Annotated in this window: 21 protein-coding genes; 7 read left to right on the top strand and 14 right to left on the bottom strand. The window is 69.6% G+C overall.

Annotated features, from left to right (window positions below):
• Window positions 1-70: 70 nt before the first annotated feature.
• The 6 genes from ACG83_RS13120 to ACG83_RS13095 all read right to left on the bottom strand — a co-directional run bounded on the left by ACG83_RS13120 (window position 71) and on the right by ACG83_RS13095 (window position 7293).
• A complete protein-coding gene (locus tag ACG83_RS13120) occupies window positions 71-547 on the bottom strand; it encodes a nuclear transport factor 2 family protein (protein ID WP_054566375.1) in 477 nt (158 codons plus the stop codon).
• Between the two features lie 85 nt (window positions 548-632).
• Complete coding sequence (locus ACG83_RS13115) at window positions 633-1664, bottom strand: dihydrodipicolinate reductase (RefSeq protein ID WP_063793080.1); 1032 nt, start codon at window positions 1662-1664, stop codon at window positions 633-635.
• Between the two features lie 56 nt (window positions 1665-1720).
• Entirely contained in the window at window positions 1721-2698 is a 978-nt protein-coding gene (locus ACG83_RS13110; protein ID WP_054566374.1) for an LLM class flavin-dependent oxidoreductase, read from the bottom strand.
• 438 nt (window positions 2699-3136) lie between these two features.
• Window positions 3137-3643, bottom strand: a complete 507-nt coding sequence (locus tag ACG83_RS13105; RefSeq protein ID WP_054566373.1) for a cupin domain-containing protein — start codon at window positions 3641-3643, stop codon at window positions 3137-3139.
• A gap of 938 nt (window positions 3644-4581) precedes the next feature.
• Window positions 4582-5925, bottom strand: a complete 1344-nt coding sequence (locus ACG83_RS13100) for an ABC transporter substrate-binding protein (RefSeq protein ID WP_054566372.1) — start codon at window positions 5923-5925, stop codon at window positions 4582-4584.
• Window positions 5926-6351: 426 nt separating this feature from the next.
• A complete protein-coding gene (locus tag ACG83_RS13095) occupies window positions 6352-7293 on the bottom strand; it encodes an alpha/beta hydrolase (protein ID WP_054566371.1) in 942 nt (313 codons plus the stop codon).
• Between the two features lie 238 nt (window positions 7294-7531).
• On the opposite strand from ACG83_RS13095, the gene ACG83_RS13090 reads away from it, so the two are divergent.
• The 7 genes from ACG83_RS13090 (at window position 7532) to ACG83_RS13060 (ending at window position 16500) form a co-directional block, all read left to right on the top strand.
• Window positions 7532-8515 carry a helix-turn-helix domain-containing protein gene (locus ACG83_RS13090; protein ID WP_054566615.1) on the top strand — a complete coding sequence of 328 codons (984 nt, stop codon included), beginning with the start codon at window positions 7532-7534 and terminating at the stop codon, window positions 8513-8515.
• Window positions 8516-8904: 389 nt separating this feature from the next.
• Complete coding sequence (locus tag ACG83_RS13085) at window positions 8905-10110, top strand: amidohydrolase family protein (protein ID WP_076834352.1); 1206 nt, start codon at window positions 8905-8907, stop codon at window positions 10108-10110.
• Between the two features lie 140 nt (window positions 10111-10250).
• The gene (locus tag ACG83_RS13080; RefSeq protein ID WP_063793046.1) at window positions 10251-11321 is read left to right on the top strand and encodes a TIGR03617 family F420-dependent LLM class oxidoreductase; all 1071 of its coding nucleotides are present in this window, start codon (window positions 10251-10253) and stop codon (window positions 11319-11321) included.
• Window positions 11318-12112, top strand: a complete 795-nt coding sequence (locus ACG83_RS13075) for an enoyl-CoA hydratase-related protein (RefSeq protein ID WP_054566369.1) — start codon at window positions 11318-11320, stop codon at window positions 12110-12112. Before ACG83_RS13080 ends, ACG83_RS13075 begins: the two co-directional genes overlap by 4 nt.
• 40 nt (window positions 12113-12152) lie before the next feature.
• Window positions 12153-13055, top strand: a complete 903-nt coding sequence (locus ACG83_RS13070) for an SDR family oxidoreductase (RefSeq protein WP_054566368.1) — start codon at window positions 12153-12155, stop codon at window positions 13053-13055.
• A 189-nt stretch (window positions 13056-13244) separates the two neighbouring features.
• A complete protein-coding gene (locus ACG83_RS13065) occupies window positions 13245-15428 on the top strand; it encodes an acyl-CoA dehydrogenase (protein WP_054566367.1) in 2184 nt (727 codons plus the stop codon).
• 355 nt (window positions 15429-15783) lie between these two features.
• Window positions 15784-16500, top strand: a complete 717-nt coding sequence (locus ACG83_RS13060; RefSeq protein WP_054566366.1) for a TetR/AcrR family transcriptional regulator — start codon at window positions 15784-15786, stop codon at window positions 16498-16500.
• A 191-nt stretch (window positions 16501-16691) separates the two neighbouring features.
• Here ACG83_RS13060 and ACG83_RS13055 read toward each other — a convergent pair whose 3' ends face one another.
• From ACG83_RS13055 to gvpJ, 8 genes are all read right to left on the bottom strand, one after another.
• On the bottom strand, window positions 16692-17279 hold the full coding sequence (locus ACG83_RS13055; protein ID WP_347280174.1) for a GNAT family protein: 588 nt from the start codon (window positions 17277-17279) through the stop codon (window positions 16692-16694).
• A complete protein-coding gene (locus ACG83_RS13050; protein ID WP_235497857.1) occupies window positions 17279-18013 on the bottom strand; it encodes a methyltransferase in 735 nt (244 codons plus the stop codon). Before ACG83_RS13050 ends, ACG83_RS13055 begins: the two co-directional genes overlap by 1 nt.
• A 113-nt stretch (window positions 18014-18126) precedes the next feature.
• Window positions 18127-19074: an SRPBCC family protein gene (locus ACG83_RS13045; RefSeq protein ID WP_054566365.1), complete on the bottom strand. Its 948-nt coding sequence runs from the start codon at window positions 19072-19074 to the stop codon at window positions 18127-18129.
• Window positions 19071-19700, bottom strand: coding sequence for a hypothetical protein (locus tag ACG83_RS13040; protein ID WP_054566364.1), 630 nt, complete (start codon window positions 19698-19700; stop codon window positions 19071-19073). The genes ACG83_RS13045 and ACG83_RS13040 overlap by 4 nt, the downstream gene beginning before the upstream one ends.
• Window positions 19700-20644: a GvpL/GvpF family gas vesicle protein gene (locus ACG83_RS13035; RefSeq protein ID WP_083473181.1), complete on the bottom strand. Its 945-nt coding sequence runs from the start codon at window positions 20642-20644 to the stop codon at window positions 19700-19702. The genes ACG83_RS13040 and ACG83_RS13035 overlap by 1 nt, the downstream gene beginning before the upstream one ends.
• A gap of 3 nt (window positions 20645-20647) precedes the next feature.
• Window positions 20648-21082: a gas vesicle structural protein GvpA gene (locus ACG83_RS13030; RefSeq protein ID WP_054566363.1), complete on the bottom strand. Its 435-nt coding sequence runs from the start codon at window positions 21080-21082 to the stop codon at window positions 20648-20650.
• A complete protein-coding gene (gene gvpK / locus ACG83_RS13025) occupies window positions 21079-21492 on the bottom strand; it encodes a gas vesicle protein GvpK (protein WP_054566362.1) in 414 nt (137 codons plus the stop codon). Before gvpK ends, ACG83_RS13030 begins: the two co-directional genes overlap by 4 nt.
• Window positions 21489-21767, bottom strand: coding sequence for a gas vesicle protein GvpJ (gene gvpJ / locus ACG83_RS44115; protein WP_235497856.1), 279 nt, complete (start codon window positions 21765-21767; stop codon window positions 21489-21491). The genes gvpK and gvpJ overlap by 4 nt, the downstream gene beginning before the upstream one ends.
• Window positions 21768-21771 lie beyond the last annotated feature (4 nt).

The raw sequence follows: 21771 nt of genomic DNA, 5'->3' as shown, positions 1-21771 counted from the left end.
CCCGCGCACCGCGGGGGTCTGACGGCCTGCGCGGGTCTGACGGCGTGCACACCGCACCCGCAGAGGGGACTCAGCGAGCGGGAACCGGAACGAGGCCGGTCAGTCCCGCACTTCCTGGTGGCCATCGCACGTCGGCCTCCCGGCTGACGAACCGCCAGGCGGTCCCGTCGAACTCGACGACGTCGTAGTAACGCCCGGCGGCCACGACGGCCCAGCTCTCCTCCGGACATTGCAGTGCGATCTGGTCGGTCCACACTCGCGCCCGCGTCGCCGACTCGAAATCGATCACGGGATCGAGAGTGAGGTGCTTGGCCCGCCCGGGCTCGGCCGGCTCCATCGCCCCGACGCCCTGGACAATGGCCGCCCTGCCCTCGAAGGTGACCGACGGAATCCGCCAGATCGCATCCTCGGCGAAGAGCTGCCCCCACTCCTCGAGACGAAGATCGTCTAACAGTTGGCCATAGAGTGAAACGAGCCTTCTGATGCCCTCTCGGGCCTGCAGTTCCGCCAGACTCATCAGCGTGTGGTCTTCCTGTGTCGAGCTCACGGGACCTCCACCTCTCCTTGTGTGAACGAACGCGTTGTGATCGGGCCAGACGGTGGCTCGGGCACGCGACGCGACGCGATGCGGCTCAGGTCCCCGTCGCTACGAGGCCGGCGGCGGTGATCATCGATAGTTCGTCGACGGTCACCAGGCCAGGTGCCGCGGCGACGACGTGGGGGATGGCATTGACGGCGGGGTTGGCGGTGGGCATGCCGAAGTCGACGCCGAGGGTGTCGTAGCGGACCGTGAACCTGGAGCGGACCGACGGCTCGCCGTCGACCTCGATCACGTAGCCCTCCTCGGTGGGCCAGTCCGGCTTCATGGCATGGCCGAGCCGCCAGACGAGGCCGAGCTCGATGACCGACCGTCCGCCGGCCCGCCCGGACCACAGGCCCTTCAGCCCGCAGACGTGGCCCTTGGCAATCTTCATATAGCCGAGGTCGAGGTCCTCGGTGGCGACACCGAACTCGGGTGTGTAGACGATCTCGTCCAGCTCGACGCGCAGCGCTTCGGCCATCATCTCGACGGCGTCGACGAAGACAAGCTGCCGGTTCTTCGCGAGCTCGGCGAGGCCGGGCGTGTCGGGCGGGACGGCGAAGCCGGTCTCCAGCCAGGTCTGCGGCGAGGCATAAGCAGTGCAGTCGACGGACTCCAGGACGGACACCCGGTCCACCCGGCGGCACACCGCGGTGGCCATCAGGCCGAGGGCGTTGGCGTAGCCGGGGTTGATGCCGGTGCCGTACAGCGACACCCCGCCGCGTTTCGCGGCGTCGTCGAGGCGGCGCATGGCCTCGTCGCCGTAGGAACGGCCGGTGATGAAGTTCGCGGTCGAGACGACGTTGATACCGGCCTCCAGCAGCCGGACCATCTCGTCCACCTGCCAGTGCAGCGGCATGTAGAGGACGACGTCCGGCCGCAGGCCGAGGATCTCCTCGACGCTGTCGGTGGCCACCGCCCCGACGGGGTCGATACCGCAGAGCTCACCGATGTCCGTTCCTGCCTTGTCGGCGCTCCAGGAGAAGCACCCGACGAGATCGAGGTCCGGGTGGGCCAGGACCGTGCGCACCGCGCTGCGACCGACGATGCCCGTGGTCCACTGAACGACTCGTATCGGCAACATCGCACCTTTCATCGGAGGGTTGTTCTCAGAGGTTCTGCCCTGCTGGTTGAGCCGCCTCACCGGGCGAGAGCGGGCATGACCTGCTCGTCGACGACCTTCAGGTACCGCCACGCGATCTCCGGCGGAAGTCCGCCGATGAGCGGGTGCAGCCCGAGCGGCGCGCCGGTCCGGACATGCTCGATGGCCTCGGGCACCGACAGGATCCGGTGGCTGCGGTTCTCCCTACGGAGCTCCTCGGCCGTTTCGACGAACGACAGGCTGGCGGTGTCGGTGTTGCCCTCGTTCCACGCGGCGTAGCTGCGCACGTCGTGCATGAGGTATGGGCCGAGCTCCTCCCAGGCGGCGTCGACGTCCTCGGCGACGAACATCGTCGTCGTGGCGTCGTCCGGCGTCAGCACGCACATGCCGGGCTCGTGACCGGCGGCGCGGGCGGCCTCCTCGTAGGCGACCCGAAGCTCGGGGTCGCCCTTCTGCGCGAAGAACCCGATGCCGTTGCGGCCGGCCCGCCGGGCCGCGGCGATGCTGCCGCCGCCCCAGGAAACCATCGGCCCGCCTGGCGTCACCGGCGCGGGAGTGACCTGGATCCGGCGGCCCTGGTATTCGAAGGCCTCGCCGGTCTTGGCCCGCAGAAGCACTTCGATCTTCTCATCGGCGATCTTGCCGCGGCGGTGGTAGTCGACGCCGTACATCTCGTATTCGGCAGGGCGGTACCCGATGGCCATGACGTGCATGACACGGCCCTTGCTGATGATGTCGAGGACCGCCAGCTCCTCGGCGAGCTGAACCGGGTCGTGCAACGGGAGGATGACGATCGCGATCATGATCGTCAGTGTGCTGGTGCGGGCGGCCATCGCGCTGGCCAGTGTCAGGGGAGCGGGCAGATAGCCGTCACTGGCCATGTGGTGCTCACAGAGGAGCGCTGACAGGCAGCCACGGGACTCCGCCCAGGAAGCCATCTCCAGGGCAGCGGCGTATAACTCGGTGGCAGGGGCGCCGGTCTCCGGGGCCCGCATGTCGAAGCGCAGGGTGAACACGCCAGAAACCTCCAGAAGCAGTTGATACCGAGGTGTCGAACTCAGGCACTGGGATGCACAGCGATCCGGAGGGCGCCTGACCCCGGCGCACGAGTTCCAGGGCATGCAGGTCGCCAGGGGGGCCGAGCCGTCCGCGCCGGAATGTGCCAGACGGCCCCGGTGAGGCGGCGGACGAACACTGCGCTGGCCACGAACGCCGCCATCCATGGCTTCTCCCCCAGCGCGTCGGGTTTCGCCGCCGCATGGCGCGGAGTAAGCCGGTGGCGTACCTTCCAACGGTTAACCGGGACCGCGCCACTACGGCCTTCAGAAGCAGGCCATGGGCGATGCAGACTGCCTCAGAAATCCGTTCAGGTACTTGGGGACCACGATCTCAAGCTGTCCGCTGCCGAGCCTGCGGAAAGGAGTTTGCCGTGTCGACTCGACGCGGCTCGACGCTCAGGCGCCGGCGGTGGCAGCGAGCCAACGGTCCTGATTGGCGACCGCGGCCGCGATGATAGGCTTCCAGCGTTCAGCGGTCTGGTCAAGGATTCTGTTGTCGAAGCTCGTTGACGTACGGAATTCCAGTACCTCAACACCCTCGTGACCTGCGGTGTACGCGTACGGGGCGTCAGCCTTGATGAAGAACCCGTCTCCGGCCTTCAGCACCCTGCTGCCCATCAGGATCTCGCCGGAGAGGACGTAGTAGAGGCAGTCCGCGGAGTGGCTGTGCCGGGGTAGCCGGAAGCCGGCACCGAACCACGAGTAGACGAGACTGAAGCCATCTGGCCCCTCTCCCTTGAAGAGAACCCTGACGCGCTGGCCGTGCACGATGGGGGTGAGATCGAGCTGCTCATACACGGCCTCGTCGATCGTGGGAGGCGACATAATGCCGTCGTCGTCGATCGGCGTGGCGTCCTCGGATCGAAAGAACACCATCTTGGCGGACCTGGCGTCCTGAGTCATCGGATGTCTCCTTTGTGTCGGGGCGCAAATCCCACGCATGCCGGCCAGATATCGTGAAGGGGTCCTTGCACCGCCGGCAAGCGTAAGCGTCGCTCGGTGAATCAGCGGCGCCAGCGCGCGGAATTCGTAGGCCGCGGGACTCTGGGGCTGGTAGGCACATCGGCGCCGGCAAATGTGCGCGAGATCGGCTTTGCGGTCGACACAGGCTTCTCCTCGGGCGGCACCGGCAGCTCAGCAAGCTTCCTGCGGTCATGGGCCGAAGCTGGCACGCCTAGTCTTACAGGGATGCAATCGCCAAATCAACGGTCGCATTATGCAGACGATGGGGACTGGGTCGGCTGAAGTCCGGGACATCGTGCGCCCACCCGCCGCCAGGGGCGCTCGGCGCAGCCAGGCTCCCGGGCGGGCGACCAGGAGCCTGACAAGGTCGAAGGTCCTCCGCCGCTCGCGCACGTCCGGTTCGGGTCAGGGTGTCGAGACCGACGGGTTGTCTGGCGGGAGGCGGCAGCCCCAGCGCTGGCCACCTCGCCACCGTGATCAGATAATGGATACATTATGCACTCAATGATCCTTGCGTGCAAGCCGCCACGGCCATGATCGCGCACGGCCGGACGCGACAGGCCTGGCTACTCCCTCACGCCGACATGTTCCGGCGGTCAGTCATGCCGCTTTGACCCGGCCTTGACCGGCTCCCTCGGCAGCTGCGTCCGCGGCTGCCGCCCCGGCCGCCCGTTACCGTGCCTGCGCGGTCAACGCCCCGGTGTTCGACGCCGAGGGCAAGGTTGTTCTCGTGCTCTGCCTACTCCCGACACCCGGCCACAGCGGAGTGCCGGCCCGTACCGGAGCCGAGCTGCTCACACTGGGAGACCGAATACAGGCCGCCTGCTCACCGACACGATCGCCACGGGCAGGACGACGCTCTGAGGCCGGACCCCCGGTCAGGATGCCTTGGCGATGGCGCCGCACTGCAGTCCGGGCGCGCTCCAGGTTCCATTGGTGAGATGTGCCAGTGTCCCGCAGGGCGAGGGTGCGACGTGGTTGAGGGGCCAGCGGGTCTCCGGGACCGTGCCAGGGACGTAGTTGGTGTAGTTGGTGTTGAGGGTCTTCAGGAAGCTGTCGACAGTGAGGTTCTCGCCGGTCTTCTGGAGGGCCTTGACCAGCATGTCCGCAGCCCAGTAGCCGGCTGTCGCCGTGAGGCTCAGGGCGGTGCCGGGAGAGTACTTCCTGAAGTCCGCGACCATCTGCGCGACGGCCGGAACGTCGGTGGCGAAGCCGCCCTGCCACCCCAGCAGGGCATATGTGCCTTCGAGTTCGGGCACGGTCGAGACCCGGGGGTCGTAGAGCGGTGAGACGATCATGCCCTTGTAGCCGGCTGCTTTCAGAGAACCGGAGAGCTTCACCGCGTCACCGAACTGGGCGACGAAGAAGACGACGGCCGGGGGCTTGCCCGAGTCGGCCCGCATGATGTCGTTGACGATCGAGGTGGCGTCCTTCAGCCCGGAGATCGGGATGGGCGACTCCTCGTAGACGATCTTGAAGCCGCCCGCCTGCATGCCCTGGCCGACGGTGATGATGCCCTGTCGGGCCGAGTCGTTGTCGAGACCGATCAGCGCCGCCGTCCTGGCGGTGCCCGCGGGCAGCGCGTTGGCCATGGTCAGCGCGCCGCCCGTGTCGTAGGCGCGTGGGTCGCCGGTCTTCGGGGTCGCGCATCCGGTGATCCCGAAGCCGATGGCGTTGCCGCAGAACCCCGAGTTGCCGCCCCAGCCGAAGAACGGCATCTCCGCAGAGCAGAACGCGTCGATGTAGTTGGCGTCGATTGTCTGGACGAATGCGGCGAAGGGCTGGTCCTTCTCGACGAGGGCCTCGGCCTGGCCGCCGTTCCGGCCGGCGTCGCCTGTGTCATCGCGGGTACCGAGCAGGTCGATCGTCCGGCCGTTGACACCGCCCGCGGTGTTCGCCGCGTCGATGCGGACCTTCGCACCGGTGGGGAAGTCGCCGAAGGCGACGCCTCCCGGGCTGGTCGCCGTCGCGAGCAACCCGATCCTGACCGAGGTCGCGGTGACACCACGGTTCGGGTTCGACGCTGGCGCGCTGCACGCCAGGCTGTTCGCACCAACGGTGACGTTCGTCTGGCTCCACCCGTGGTCCGGGCCGAGCTTGCTGAGCGCCGGGTTCACGGTGACCGTCCCGGCACTACTCCCCTTCGAGCCGGCCGAGCAGCCGGCGACGCCGACGGCGCAGGCCACGGATAAGACCAGGGCGACCCGACCATAATGTCGCATTGCGAGTGCTCCTTCTCTGAAAGATCGCGAGGGCAGACGGATCCGACCTACCAGAAGGCGAATAACTGGAAAGGGATCCGCCGGGTGAACGTCGTGGAGATTCTCGCCGCCGCGGGTTGCGGCCTCTCCTACGGGCCTGCATCAACAACGCACACCCCTGCATATAAAACGAGCAATATTATTCATGGCCGACCGACGAGGTGACCACAATGGCCGAGATCACCGACGTCGGCGGGGGCGCGTCGCATGTGACGACACGGGTGCCGGGAAGGCACCGCATGGTCATGTCCTATTTGCGAGGGCCGATCGAGGCGGTGAAACTCCGCCAGAAATCGACCGGCTCCGCAACCGCCGCGACGGACGCGGAACCGGGGTCACACAGTCTACGGGGCCCTGTCGACCGGATTCTGGTGAGCCGGACCGGTGTCAGCCCATCCGGCGGTGGCGGTCGAGAAACCTACGCATCTCGGCGTACATCTCGAGATCCTCCGGGCTGGTGCCGCCGAATCCGCCATGGGGCATCGCCTCGAAGACGTGTAGTTCCGCCTCGACGCCGGCGGACCGTAGTCGGCGATGCATGCGGACCGTGTTGGACAGGAACAGATCCCGGGTGCCGGACTGCAGGAAGGTCGGCGGGAATCCGACGAGGTCGGCGAACAGCGGGGACAGGTGCGGATCGGACAGGTCATGGCCGTCGGCGTAGAGCAGGTTCACGTCGTGGAGGCTTCCGAGGACGTTGTCGAACAGCCTGTTGGTGAAGAAGGTGTCGCCTGACTCGGTGAGATCGGCCTCGGGGCTGAGCAGCACCAGAGCGGCGGGCATCGGCAGACCTTCCTCCTTCGCCCGCACGAGCAGTGCCGCCGCGAGGTTCCCACCCGCGGAGCCTCCGCCGACGAAGATGTCCGAAGGTTCGCGTTTCTCAAGAAGTGCCCGGTAGACGGCGACACAGTCATCGAGCGCGGCCGGATAGGGATGGGACGGCGGCATCCGGTAGTCCACACCCCACGTGATCATTCCGTTGATCATCGCGGTGGCCGAACTGATCAGACGGCACACCTCTCCACCGCCCGTGATCAGTGCCCCTCCGTGGACGTCGAGGTAGATCGGAGTCTCCTCGGTTGACATACCTTGCAAATTCAGGACAAAGGTGCGCACCCCCCCGATCTTCGTGTCCTGCACGTCCACCGGGAAATCGAAGCCGGAAAATCGCTCCCGGAGGGCTGAATCGGCGATGTCGATGAGTCGCGACCACGCCGGGGCGTCGGCCAGAGCCGGATAGGTGGCCCGGTCAGGCGCGGGAGCTGCCAGGAACTGGCGTGCGACCTCACTGACACTCGTCGGAACGTGCACGCCGGTCTGGTCGCTCATGCTGCTCCGTCTCTTCCTCAGGCAGCCGAGGTGGCGGAGTGCCTCGGCATGACGAGTCCCCGCGATTCTGGCCGCTCGCCGGGGCCGCCGATAGCCGCCAACCGACGGGCGCGGCCCGCCGAATGGCGTGTGGATCACCGTCACCGGCTCGGCCAGGTGCGTGAGTCCCGCGGCAGGTCGCACGTCCGAGATCTACGGCCACTGGCCGGCGTGCGCGGCAGGGGGCGATTATGAGCCGATGAGGGAGCTCGCGGTGCGGCTGGCGGACCTGGACGAGGAGGCGGCCGTCGCGATTCGTGTGATCGCCCATTTCGATCTGCTGGTGGCGAGCCGGGCCAATCTGCCGGCGATCGTGGCAAGTGCCGCGGAGCTTGCCGCCTGCCCGGTGCGGCTGGCTGACCCGATCGGGCGGCACGCCGTGCGCGTGCTGCCCGACGGCACCCCGCAGTCGCCGTCATCCGCCCCTGATCCGACCTGGCCTACGGCCGCGGTCAACGCGGTCGGCGCGGCGCTGTGGTTGGAAGCGCGCCGGCCGGTTCCAACCCTCCAGGCCGTCGTGCTCGAACGTGCGGCGGCCGCGGTCCGGGCGGCCTTGGAGAGGACCGCCGGCCAGGCTCACCTCGACGAGTCCGCCTCGCTCGAACTGGTCCTCGATGCCCGGGTCTCCAAGAGCGACCGGCTCGCGGCGGTACGTCGGCTGCGGCTGCCCGCACGCGTCCGGGCCATCGCGTTGGAGGACGGAACCGCGCTCGTGCTGGCCCATGACGCCAGGCGGATCCAGAAGCAGCGCGCCGGGATCGGCCCGGCGGTCGAGCCCGCCGACCTTCCGGCCTCGTGGGACGCGGCCCGACTGGCACTGCGGCTCACCGCTGACGGCACCGAGGCCGACCCGGGCCCTCGGGTCGTGCACGCCGATGAGCTCGGCGTCCTCGCTCTTCTGATCCCGGCGGTCGACTCGTGCCCGCGGGCGGTGCCTGACATCCAGGCGCTCCACCGGACCGCGGCGACAGCTCCCTGGATGCTCGCCACGCTCGACGCGGTCGCGAGTACTGGCAGCCTTCGTGACGCGGCGAGAACGCTGAACGTGCACCACTCCACGCTTCAGGGCCGGCTCGCGCACGCCGAGGTTGTCCTTGGATGGCCGCTGAAGGAACCGGCGGGCCGGTTAAGGCTGCAGCTCGCCCTCGCGTCACGGCGGATCCTGCGCTCAGCGACGGCCTGATGAGGCGGGGTGGCCATTCCATCCGGACGGCCATCTCAAGATTACGTTCCGCGCGGGTCACCTCGCGGGTCGTCGACCGGCCGCAGTAGAGGTCGACGTCGGACTCACGGCCAACCTCCGCCAGTCTGTCGGCGCCTCGACGGGCGGCGTCCCGGGCCCCGGGCCGCCTGCTTACCGCGCCAGAGCAGCCGGCGCTTCCGCGAAGGCAACGGCGTCCTCCAGGCCGTTCGCCAACCTGACGCACCCCGTGATCTTCCGCTGCCGCTCCCACGCCTCGACCGGCGCCCACTGCGTCGATCCGGCTACGACCGACCTTTCGACTTTACGCCCAATGTTACAGGTGTTACAGTGCCCTGGTCGGCAGCAGCCATTATTGCTCTGGAGGGTACATGGAGGCCGAATCCGCGACGGCCGAAGAGCCGGTGGTCATAGTGTCGGCAGACTGCCACGCCGGTGCGCCTTTACTCGGCTATCGCGACTATCTTCCGCGGACATGGCACGACGATTTCGACAGCTGGTCGCGCGATTTTGTGAATCCCTGGAGCGATCTCGACGAGGTGCGTGCGGACCGCAACTGGAACAGCACGAAACGCCTGGGTCACCTCGACGAGGACGGCATCGTCGCCGAGGTGATCTTCCCGAACACGAATCCGCCGTTCTGCCCGCAGACCGCGCTCGTCGCCGGTCCCCCGACTGCGGCTGACTACCCGCGCCGCTGGGCCGGGTTGAAAGCACACAACCGCTGGCTCGCCGACTTCTGCCGCGAAGTGCCCGGCCGGCGGGCCGGGATCGCGCAGGTGCTGTTCAACGAGCCGGACGAGGCGGTCAGAGAGCTCACCTGGGCCCGCGACAACGGGCTGACCGGAGGCATCCTGCTGCCGCCGATCCCGCCGGGCGCGCCGATCCCGCCGATCTGGGACGAGAGCTACGAACCGATCTGGGCGGCGTGCGCCGACCTCGACATCCCGATCAACCACCACGGCGGCAGCGGGTCGCCGGACTACGGCGGCAAGCCGGGCATGGCCCGGCTCGTGTACCTCCAGGAGTTCACCTTCTACTCGCACCGCAACCTGTGGCTGCTGATCTGGTCCGGCCTTTTCGAGCGGCATCCGACTCTGCGCTACGTGGTCACCGAGCAGAGCTTCGACGGCGTACTCAACGACGCACTGACGCACGACGGCCTGCACTCCGTCCTCGCCGGCAAGGTGGAGTACGACACCGGCGACGCCATGCGCGAGCTGGTGGGTCCGAAGTTCATCGAAGGCCTGGGGCAGGCGCCGAGCGAGTTCCTGCGGGAGAACATCTGGTTCGGAGTGAGCTTCATGCGGGCCGCTGATGCCGGCCGCCGGCACGAGGCCGGCGTCGAACGCATGATGTGGGGCAGCGACTACCCACACACCGAGGGCACCTGGCCCGACAGCCGAGGTTCCATCGCAGCCGCCGTCGCCGGAGTGCCGCCGGCGGAGGCGCGGCGCATCCTCGGCCTCAACGCGATCGACTTCTACCGTTTCGACGCCGAGCTGCTGACCTCGGCAGCCGCCGAGCTCGGACCGACGCCTGCCCAGCTCGGTCTCGCTCCCGATGGGGCCGCCTGACGGACGCCCAGGTATCCGCCGAATCGACGGGCGGAGCCTGGCGCCACCGCCAGAATCGCGCCCGGCCTCGTTGGACAGAGGCGGCAGAGGCCATACCGCTGTGCGCATTTTGATCGGGAGACGAGGAGCGGAAGCCGGCGATGGCGCTGAAGCTGGATGTGATGTTGTCGAATTCGGTCGTGGACGCGGCCGAGCGGGCCCGGGCGCTGGAGCGTGCCGGGGTGGACGGGGTGTTCAGCTTCGAGAACTCGCATGATTTGTTCTTTCCACTGGTCGCGGCAGCGCCGGTGTGTTCGCTGGATCTGATGACGAACGTCGCGATCGCGTTTCCGCGCAGCCCGCTGCATCTGGCGCACGCGGCTTATGATCTGCAGTTGCTGTCGCAGGGCCGGTTCCGGCTCGGGCTCGGCTCGCAGGTGCGGGCGCACGTGGAGAAGCGGTACGGCGCCCGGTGGGGTCGGCCGGTGGCGCAGATGCGCGAGTGGGTTCAGGCGACGAAGGCGATCCTGGGCAGCTGGCAGGACGGCGCCCGGCTGGACTTCCGCGGCGAATACACCACCCACACCTTGATGACCCCGGCGTTCAATCCGGGGCCGAACCCGTACGGTGTGCCGAAGGTGCTGGTGGGCGCGCTTGGGCCGAAGATGAACCAGATGGCGGCCGAGGTCGCCGACGGGATCCTGGTGATGCCGTTCAACAGCGACCGGCATATGCGGGAACGCACGATGCCGGCGATCGAGGCCGGCCTCGCCGCCGCCGGCCGTAGCCGCGCCGACCTGGAGATCACCGCCGAGGTGATCGTCGCGGTCGGGCGTTCGGAGCAGGAGCTGGCCGCGGCGCGGGCGGCGCGCAGCCTGATCGGGTTCTACGGCTCGACTCCGTCCTACCGGCCGGTGCTGGAGGTGGAGGGCTGGGGCGACCTGCAGCCCGAGCTCAACGCGCGCTCCAAGCGCGGGGACTGGGCCGGGATGACCGAGCTGGTCACGGACGAGATGTTCGAGACCATCGCCGTCTGCGGCACCCCTGACCAGGTGGCCGAGGAGATCGTCCGCCGCTACGGCGACTGTGACCGGGTCTGTGCCTATTTCCCCGGCTACCCGGTCGGTGACGACCTTTTCGGTGACGTGGCACGGTCGTTGCACGCCGCGTCCGCGAAGGCCGACGGCCAGGCCCCCGCCGCCGCCTCCGCCTCCGGGACGGTGCAACGGTGACGGTCCTGTTCGACCTCACCGACGGCGTCGCAACGCTCACCCTGCACCGGCCCGAGGTGCGTAACGCGTTCGGCGGCTCGATGGCCCGCGACCTCGTGGCGGCGTACGAGCGGTGCGACACCGACGACGCGGTCCGGGCGGTCGTGCTGACGGGAACGCCGCCGGCGTTCTGCGCCGGCGCGGACATGACGTCCGGCGGGGACACGTTCGCCCGTCCCGGCAGCGCGGCGTTCAGCGCGGCGGGGCTGAGCATGCCGGCGTGGCGGGTGCGTAAGCCCGTCATCGCGGCGGTCAACGGCCACGCGATCGGCATCGGCTTCACCCTGACCCTGCAGTGCGACATCCGGATCTTCGCGGCCGACGCGAAGTACGGCATCGTCCAGGCCCGTCGTGGCGTGCTCGGGGATGCCTACTCGCACTGGACGCTGCCCCGGATCGCGGGCATGTCCGGCGCGGCGGAGATCCTGCTGACCGGGCGCACGTTCGACGGCCAGGAGGCCCGAGAGCTGGGCGTCTGCAGCCGGGTGCTGCCGAACGAGGAGGTCCTGCCCGCAGCCCTGGAGATCGCCCGGGACATCGCGGTCAACACCGCCCCGCTGTCCGTCGCGTACAGCAAGCGGCTGCTCTGGGACACCTGGGGACTGGACCCCGCCGGCGTGGAGGCCCGGGAGACGGCTGCCCACCACCACACCATGGGCGCACCGGACGCCAAGGAAGGCGTCCTGGCCTTCCTGGAACGGCGGTCGCCGCGCTGGCGGGGCAGCGTCGCCGCCGAGTGGTCCGACGACTGACCGTGCCTACGCGCCACGCCACAACAGAAGGAACTCGACTATGAACAACGGCGTCACCCAGCCGGTCGCGATCGTCACGGGTGCGAACACCGGCATCGGCCTCGAAACGGCCCTCGGCCTGGCGGAGCGGGGCCTACGGGTCGTCGCCACCGCGAGAGACCCGCGCCGCGGCTCCGCGGCGGTGGCCGAGATCGAGCGCCGGACCGGCAAGGCCGTCGACCTCGTGCCGCTCGATCTGGCGTCGTTCGCCTCGATCCGCGAGTTCGCCGCGACCGTACTGGACCGCTACCCGCGCATCGACGTCCTCGTCCACAACGCGGGGCTCGCGCCGGGCGGGCACCGCTGGGAGACGGCGGAGGGGTTCGAGGCGGCGTTCGGCGTCAACCACCTAGGCCCGTTCCTGCTGACCAGCCTGCTGCGGGAACGGATCATCGCGAGCGCACCGGCCCGGATCGTGATCGTCTCGTCCGGTGCCTACCGCGCGGCACCGGACGGCCTCTGCTTCGACGACCTACAGCACCGCGAGCGCTTCCACTCGCTCCAGGTCTACGCGGAGTCCAAGCTCGCCAACCTCTACTTCATGCAGATCCTGGCCCGCCAGCTCGCCGGCTCCGGCGTGACCGTCAACGCCCTCAACCCGGGCTACGTCGCCACCCAGCTGGGCCAGCCCCGCGAAGCCGACCTCGCGCACGCGGTCACCGTGCCACGCGACAACGTGGCGTCAAACGCCGCGCTGGCGAATCTCCCGGAGCCGCTGACCGCCGTGCGAGGCGCCGTCCCCTCGATCACCCTGGCCACGTCCCCGGAGCTCGCCACGACCACCGGCGTCTACTTCGACCGGCGCAAGCCGGCGACGCTGAGCACCGTCGCCGCCGACCTGGGCCTCGCCCAGCGGCTCTGGGACGAGAGCGAACAACTCGTCGCCCTGCACCCCGCCCACTGACCCGCACGGCTCTGGCCTGGCTGCCCACGATCGCGGGCACGGGCACGGGCACGGGCAGCCGGGCACGGGCAGCCGGGCCCACCGCGCCGGACCTGGGCGGGCCGTCACGCTCGCGCAGTTTTTGCTCAATGCCCTGAGAGTCCCAGATGGGCCGACGGCTTGCTCGTCGGCCGCGAGGAGTGATGCACCGTGTCCATTGGTCTTGACGAGGACCACGCCGCCCTCGCGGACGCCGTGCGCGGCTTCGTCGCTCGGCACGCCGGGTCCGAGCGGGTCCGAGCGGGGTCGGAAGAGTGGGTCGCGGGCACCGCTCCCGACTACTGGCAGGCGCTCGTCGATCAGGGACTGACCTCGCTGCACCTGCCGGAGGATCTCGGCGGCGCCGAGGCGGGGGCGCTGGCACTGGCGGTCGTCGTCGAGGAGAGCGCACGCGGGCTGCTGCCCGGCCCGCTGCTGCCCAGCGTGCTGACCAGCAGCGTGCTGGCCCGGTATGGCGACGACAGCCTGCGCAAGCGGCTGCTGCCAGCGCTCGCGGCCGGCACGACCGGGGCCACGGCGCTCGCGGCCGACGGCGTCACAGCCACGCCCGGCCCCGACGGCAACTACCGGGTCACCGGCACCACCCTGCCGGTGCTCGGCGCCCCCGGGGCGGCGATCCTGATTCTCGGCGCGACCACTCCGGACGGCGACGAGGTCTGGTTCACCGCCGAACCCGGCGGCGGCATCGAGGCGACCGCAGGCGCACCGGTCGACCACACCCGCGCCGTCGGGACGGTGACCCTGACCGACGTCACCGTCGGCCCGGAACAGGTCCTCGACGTGTACTCCGCACAGGTCCGAGCGGTCGCGGCGGTGCTGTTCGCCGCCGAGGCGGTCGGGCTCGCACGGTGGTGCGTCACGACCGGCATCGACTACGCGAAGATCCGCGAGCAGTTCGGCCGGCCCATCGGCTCGTTCCAGGCGATCAAGCACAAGTGCGCCCGGCTGTTCATCGACGTCGAGACGATGTCGGCGTCGGCCTGGGACGCAGCCCGCGCGATGGAGCAGGGCGACGAGCAACTCGCCCTCGCCGCCGCCGGCGCCGCGGTCGCCTGCCTGCCGCGAGCCACCGAGATCGGCCTGCAGACGATCACACTGCTGGGTGGGATCGGCTACACCTGGGAGCACGACGCCCACTTCTACTGGCGCCGAGCGATGGTCCTGGAGAACCTGCTGGGCCCGATCGCCGACTGGGAACATCTGACGGGCGAACTCGTCCAGCACACCGCCCGCGATTTCAGCATCGACCTGTCACACGCGGACGAGGCGTTCCGGGCCCGCGTCGCGGGAGTGCTCGCCGAGGTCGCGGCGCTGCCCGCCGAGGGGCCGGCCCGCCGGCAGCGGCTCGCGGACGAGGGGCTCGTCCTGCCGCACTACCCGAAGCCCTACGGCCTCGCCGCGAGCCCGGTCGAGCAGCTGGTGATCCAGCAGGAGTACGAACGGTCCGGGGTCACCCAGCCACGACTGATCATCGGTGACTGGGCGCTGCCGACGATCCTCGCGCACGGCACCCAGGAGCAGAAGGACTTCTTCGTGCCACCGACACTGCGCGGCGGCCTGCGCTGGTGCCAGCTGTTCAGCGAGCCGGGCGCCGGCTCCGACCTCGCGTCCCTGTCGACCCGGGCCGAGAAGACCGAAGGCGGCTGGCTGCTGACCGGTCAGAAGGTCTGGAACACCGGCACCCGGGAAGCGGACTACGGCATCTGCCTGGCCAGAACCGACCCTGCGGCCCCCAAGCACAAGGGCATCTCCTACTTCGTCGTCGACATGTTGGCCGCCGGCCTGGACATCCGGCCGCTGCGCGAGGCGAACGGCGGCTACCTGTTCAACGAGGTCTTCCTCGACGACGTCTTCGTACCCGATAACCGCCTGGTCGGGGAGGTCAACCAGGGCTGGCCGCTGGCCCGCACTACGCTCGGCAACGAGCGGGTCAGTATCAGCGGGATGCAGCACATCCCGACCCAACTACTCGACCTCGTCGCCTCGGGTGAGCTCGCCAGCGCGCCGCGGGACACGACACGCGAGGTCGGCGCCATGTTCGCCACCGCCCACGCGCTGGCTGCGATGGCCCTGCGCACCACCCAGCGCACCCTGTCCGGGCTGCGCCCCGGCGCGGAATCCAGCGTCTCCAAGGTCGCCTCCGGCTTCCTCGTCGCCGAGATCGGCCAGCGGTCGATGCGCTGGTTCGGTGCCAAGGCCGCGCTGGCCGACGGCCCCGCGGGTGCGCGCGTGGACCGCTACCTCAGCGTGCCGACACAGCTGATCGGCGGCGGCACCATGGAGATCCAGCTCAACGTCATCGCCGAGCGGATCCTGGGCCTGCCCCGCGGCTGACCGGGGCTGTCGTCTGTCGCACCCCGCCGCACACAGAGACAAGACACATGATCCCCGTGATCGGGCCGACGGCCGGTTGTGTGTCTCGGACCATGCCACCGACAGCGTCCGCACGGTGACCGAGAACGGGCCAACCGATTATGTCGCCGTCGTTCCCTATGACGCGTCCGATCTGGGCTGGCTGCCCGGAGGAGACTCACGGCCAAGTGAATCCGCCGCGCCGCCGACGAGCCATTACGAATGTCAAACCCGAGATCAGGACGTGATCGGTACGACGAATACCGCGCGGCGCTGGCGAATTTTCGCGGTACGTGTGGCAAATTGATGAGGGTGGCAGGTAGGTAACATCCGGACTGTGCGAGATGCCCTCACCCCGGACCAGGTGATCGCCGCTGCCCGATCGCTGCTGGAGCGGGACGGCTACCAGCAGTTCTCGATGCGCAGGCTCGCGGCCGAGCTGGGCGTGGCGCCGACCGCGATCTACTGGCACGTCGGCAACCGGGACGAGCTTCTCGACACCGTCCTCGGCCAGATGGGCGACACGATCGGCGCGGTAGGCGTCGTCGGCGCGTCGCCCGCGGAACGCATCGTGTCGGCCGCCACCTCCTTGCTGGGGAACATCAACGAACACCGCGGGCTGGTGGAGCTGGCCCATCAGCGGGGAATCCTGCTGGCGCTGCTGGGGCCGGCCCGGCTGGCACTGGCAGGCGAATTCGCCCGGGCGGGCCTGCACGGGGCTCAGGTCGCCGACGCGACCAATGCCGTCGTCCAGCTCGTCGGCGATCATGTGACGGTCGGCCATGTCGCCCGCGACTGGCCGGAACAGGCCGTCGGCGACGTTGTCGCCGACGCCATCGTTCCATCGCTCGACCCGACCGTGACCGCCACACTCAGCCGTCCGCCGAACCGCGGCCGCACCTTCGCCGTCATGCTGAACGCGCTGGTCGACGGACTGCTGAGGCAGCCGGCAGCGGAGTCGACCCAGTCCGCTCACGCGTCCGGGCGGACCTCGGCGCCAGAAGGCCCGGCCCGTGCGGCCGGCGGGGCCAGCGGCGCCCCGTCGAACCCGTAGAACTCAGGCCCGGTCAAGTCCGAGAACTCACCACGCCCTGGCCGCGGAACATCCACGACCGCCGCAGCGATGGATTTCCGGCTCGCACGACCATCACGGCGTACAGCCAAGTTGATCATGTACCCAGGTCAGCAGGTTACGGGGCGGTGGCGGACAGAACCGGCCGCTCGCTGTGCCGCCGTACGTCAGCGTCAGCTGCTGCTGCCGGGAGCACGATCATCGTGAGTGCGCCAGCCGTCCGGCGGGTGGGCCCTGGCCAGCCGTGCCCTCAGCCGGGTGCGACGATCAGGCCATTCCGACGCGATGATCGAATACATCGCGGAATCTCGCAGGAGGCCGTCCTCGCCAGGCGCCCAGGATTTCGACCAGTTCCGGAGCACACCTTCGAAGGTGCAACCAACGCCCTCGATCGCTGCGCGGGAGCGGCGGTTACGGGCGTCGGTCTTGAGATCGACACGGGCGGCGCCGCAACGCTCGAACGCGTTGCCGAACAGCAACAGCTTGGCTTCGGTGTTGATGCCGGTGCCCTGTGCGGATGAGGCCAGCCAGGTGAACCCGACCTCGACCGCGCACACTCCGATCCCCTGGGGCCAGGGCCGGAACTCCAGATAGGCAGTCGCCCCTACGGCGCGGCCGGTCGCCACCGCCACCTGTGCGTAGGGCACCACCGATCCGGCCGCGGCACGGGCGAGCTGGGCATCGATGTAGCCGCTCACCTCCGCAGCGGTGGGTACCCAGGTGAAGGCGTAGGAGCTGCGGTCCTCCTCGGCCGAGACCATCAGGTCGCGGGCATGGCCATGGCTGAGCAGTTCGAGCCGAACCAGGTCTCCCACCAGCGCCGAGGTGGCGAGTGCTCCGATCCCCCGACCCTGCGGGGGATCAACCCGCTCCTCTGGTGGACTGTCCGAGCACGGTGTGGTCGACACATAGGCCTCCATGTCGCGGCTCGCCCGACGCGCCTGGTATCCAGGCAGACCACCGACCCGATCGGACAACGATTCGGCCGGGCGCACCAGTCGACGACGAGATAGCCCGAGCGCGCGGCATGGTCGATCACCCCGACGGGGTCCGCGATCGAGGCCATCATGAGCATGAGGACGTCAAACGGCCCGGACAGCATCCGACACGTCACCTCCGCGCCGCTTTCACCGCCCCACAGCTCAGGGGCGGACGTTTTACCCGTAGGGGCGGCCAGGTAGGGCGGGTTGGCGATCGCGACCCGCTCCGGGCCGTCGAGGCCCCGGTCGAAGAAGTCACCTGGCTCGACGGAGTAGCCGGGCGGCGCCTTCAGCGCCGCCAGCCGGCTGGCGATCCGGAACGATTCCGGATCGCGCTCGAAGCCGCGGGCCTGAACCGGCATCTCGCAGCGCCGCAGCGCCTCGACGATCGGCAGGCCCGACCCGGCCCCGAGTTCGACAACACCATCACGCAGGTACGGGGCTACCGATGCTGAGCTGAGCAGCCGTTCGACGCACCAGGCATAGAAGGTGTACTCGACCGGGTCGTAGAACATGCCTGCCCCCTTATCGGCCGCACCGCACCGGCGCACACCCCGCGCCCTCGCTCCGGGGGCCTGCCCGAGAACCGGGCGGTGACACCCGGCGTGGCATGCCTCTGCCAGACGTGTCAGGCATGGACGGGCTTCTCGGCACCGGCCGGCTTGTCGGTTCCCGAGTTCTGGTCTCTGGATTCCGCGGCCTGCGCAGTTTCGGCGCTCAGTTTCTGCTCGCCGTTCTCGCCGGAGTCGTCCTCGTCCGGCGAGCGCACGACTTCACCGTCACGGATCTCGCCTCGCCAGGAACCGGTGGCCTCGCCGCGGAGCGTGATGAAGCGGCGGAAGTGCTTCAGATCCAGCCGGGCTCGCCGCCCGCCGGCCCGCCACAGGTTCCCGGTCTTCTCCATGAACCCGCTGGGGTAGTACTCCATGGCCAGCAGCACACGGGTCAGGTCGTCGGCGAGCGGGTGGAAGGTGACTGCACCCTTGACGGAACCTTTCGCTCCTTCGGAGGTCCAGGCGATCCGGCGGTCCGGGACCTGTTCGGTGACCTTCGCCTGCCAGCTGCGCCGGGACTTGAAAACCTTGACCCGCCAGTTCTGCTCGGTCTCGCTCTTGGTTTCGACCGCCTCGACCCCCTTCATGAACTTGGCGAACTCGGGATACTGGGTCCACTGGTCGAAGGCCACGGATACCGGGACGCCGATGTCCACCGCCTCCTCGATGTTCGTCGCCTTGGGTGGGCCCCCTTTCCCGCCAGCCCGGCCCTTGGCAGCGCCGAGAGCCCCCGTCACCTTGTCCTTGACGTTGGACAGGACCGACCCGGCAGCCGCCCTGAGCGGAGACTGGCCCTCGGCCAGGCGTTTCGCGCCGTCGACGAGCGACGAGGTCTGCCCGTTGGAGTCGCCCAGGTGATTGAGTCTGTCCGTGCTGGACGCGAGGCGTTCGCCGATACTGCCGGCCAGCCGGCTGCCGCCCGCCTTCGCAAGGTCCTGCACCTGGTCGGCGAGCCTTCTGGTGGCCGGATTGCTCAGGAGAGCTCCGGTCAGCCCGTTCGGATGCTCCGTCGGCCGCGTCATCGCGAACCTCCACCGGTCGATGCCTGCGCCATCCGCTCGCGCGGGCCACGGAGGGCATCCCTGCGCCGCCCGCCAGATCTGTCGGGAACGCTACGGTCGGCGGCGTCGTGGCCGTCCACGGCGCTGCGGTCCTGGCCTGCTCCGTTCTGGCCTGTGTCGTGCTGGCCGGTCGTGCTCGTGTCGTCGCCGCGGCCCGGCGAACCGCTGTCACCCGAACCGCTGTCACCGTTGTGGCTGGTGCCAGGCACCACCGAGGTGGCGACATCCTCCACGGCGCCGCGCACTGCCTCGCCCTCGTCGCGGGCGAGCTGCTCCGAGCCGCCCAGTGCGGCTGTCAGCCGCTCGGTTCGCTGCGCCAGCGTGTCGGAAAGCCGGTTGATCTGGGCCTCGTACATCGCGACCGCGGCGCGGCGACCAGCTTCGGTCGCCGGCCCCCTGAGCTGATTGATCAACTGCTCGCCGTCGGTGGAGCGCGCGAGTCGGCCTGCCTGGTCGCGCAGGATGTCCTTCGGGTGGTAGTTGCGGCCAGAGAGCCACAAGCCCAGGCTGATGGCCGCCTTGGCCTTCTTCGTCCGGCCAAGGACATACCCTCCCATCAGGGCCAAGGCGCATTTGACGTTGCTCATCAGGGCTCCTTTCGCTTCCGGTCGTCGCGCGTGCCGCCGTTGCCCGCGCGCCTGTCGCCCGCAGGGCTGCCGCTCACAGGGCTGGCGCCCGCGCGGATGGCGGCCTCGCTGGTGTTCCGCTGTTCGCCGTCTCCGCCCCAGCCCCATCGGCCCGAACCGCCGAAGGTGTCGCCGGTGGTGTTCGCGGCGGGCTCTGCGGTGAGGACGCGGGCCGGGAAGTCGACGAAGTCGACCGCCGGCAGCGGTCCGACGTAGTCGACCTTCAGGGACGGGCGGGCCGCCCGGACGCGCTCCACGGCCGCGTCGAAGTCGGGCAGCCTGTCAGCGGGTACGAGAAACGCCCAGCTGAGGGCCGGGTCCTCCGGGCCGCCGTGATGCCTGCGCGGCCGGTCCGCGCGTGCCAGCGGGCGCAGGTCGTCAAGGATCTCCTCCGCCTGTGCGGTCCGGCGCGCGACGACGAGGTCCGCGATCCGCTGGCCGAGCTGGATCCGGGCGTCGAGATCATCCGGAGGCGGAGCGTATGCCAGCGGGGTCGCGGCGACCGCTTCCGCGAGTTCGGTCTGCTCTTCCTCTTCTATGTCGAGATACAGCTCGACCAGCCCGTCGATCGCGTCCAGCTGCTCGGGGAGGCTGTCCTGGACGGGTTCGAGGACCTCGGTGCGGACCGCGTCGTCGTCCGGGGCGACCGTTCCCAGTCGCACCGGGAGCACCGGGCCGTCGGCGAGCAGCCGCTGGAGGATCTCCAGGTGCCTGACGGCTTCTTTTTCGCCCAGCTCGCCGACGTCCGTCGTCGGGCTGACGGCCGCGGCGAGCGGCCCCGAGCGCACCAGGCGCAGCGGTGCCGCCGGGTGTCCGATGCCAAGCTCCGAGCCGGAGCCAGCGCCCGGCTCCTGGCCCGGGAGAGGGTGATCGGCCCGGACTATTCCGTAGAGCACGACAGGCATGGCTCAGCCTCCCCGGCCGCCTCGGCGCTCCGCCGGAGCGGATCGCCCGACAGGCAGGCCCCGCGCGTCGTCGGCGGAGTGGGACGGCGAGCCGCGCAGTACCTCGGCGACATCCTCGGCGGTGTCCTTGAGCCCGCCCAGGGCCCCCTTGACCTTGTTGCGGGACGTGCCGTCGGTCACCTCGCGCATGAGCCCCGGCAGCCCCGCCACCTGCTCCTTCGGTTGGATGTCCAGCCGGTTCACGGCTTCGGCGAACCGGAGGTAGGTGTCGACGCTGGCGATCACGATGCGCGCGTCGATCGTGAGGATCTCGATGCCGACCAGCGCGACGCGTACGTAGGCGTCGATGACGATGCCCTTGTCGAGCACCACGTCGAGGACGTCTGCCAGGCCGCTGGGCCTGGGGGCCCGTCCCATGGGATAGCTGGCGACGGTCATGACACAGTCCTCGCCTTCTCCCGGGGAGCGGATCCTCGGGGGTTCGCGCTGGGATCGGCCGCGGCCCGCGGGCCGGGCCAGGCGTCGTCCGCGGCGAGCAGTCGGCCGGCCCTCGCGACGGCGGTCTCAGCCTCCTCGGCCGACAGCCCCAGTGATTCGCGTACCTGCACCAGACTGGCGCGGATCTCCAACAGCGCACGGCCGAGATCGTCGATCTGTGTGGCGGTCAGCCCACCGCCCTCCACCCGGCGGATGGCCTGCCGCTCCAGGACCTCTCGGAGCAGCTCGAGGACGACCACGACGAGCTGACCGAGCCCGCGCCCGACGTCCTGTGGGTCCGCGTCGAGTCGCAGGCGCCGGCCGTCACGATGCCCGTCACGATGCCCGTCACGATGCCCGCCGGTCGTCATGGCCGGACCTCGCCGGCTCCTTCGAGCGCGGTCTGGACGCCGACCAGGAGCAGACGGAGATCGACCCGAAGGAGGTCCACCCCGGCTAGTGCGACGACCACGTCGCCGCTGACGACCGCGCCGGTGTCGACAAGCCTGTCCAACAGGTCCGCGAGCGGCTGTGCCGAGGTCCGCGCGGTGCGCCCCGGGCGGCCCGAGGGCGCCGCGGCGGCTCCGGGCGCCGAGCGGCGTGCCGGTCCCAGGGAGCGCTGCGGCAGCCCTTCCAGCCCTGGCACTCCC

Source organism: Frankia sp. R43, from assembly GCF_001306465.1.
Lineage (GTDB): Bacteria > Actinomycetota > Actinomycetes > Frankiales > Frankiaceae > Parafrankia > Parafrankia irregularis.
This window is presented reverse-complemented; position numbering and strand designations above follow the sequence as displayed.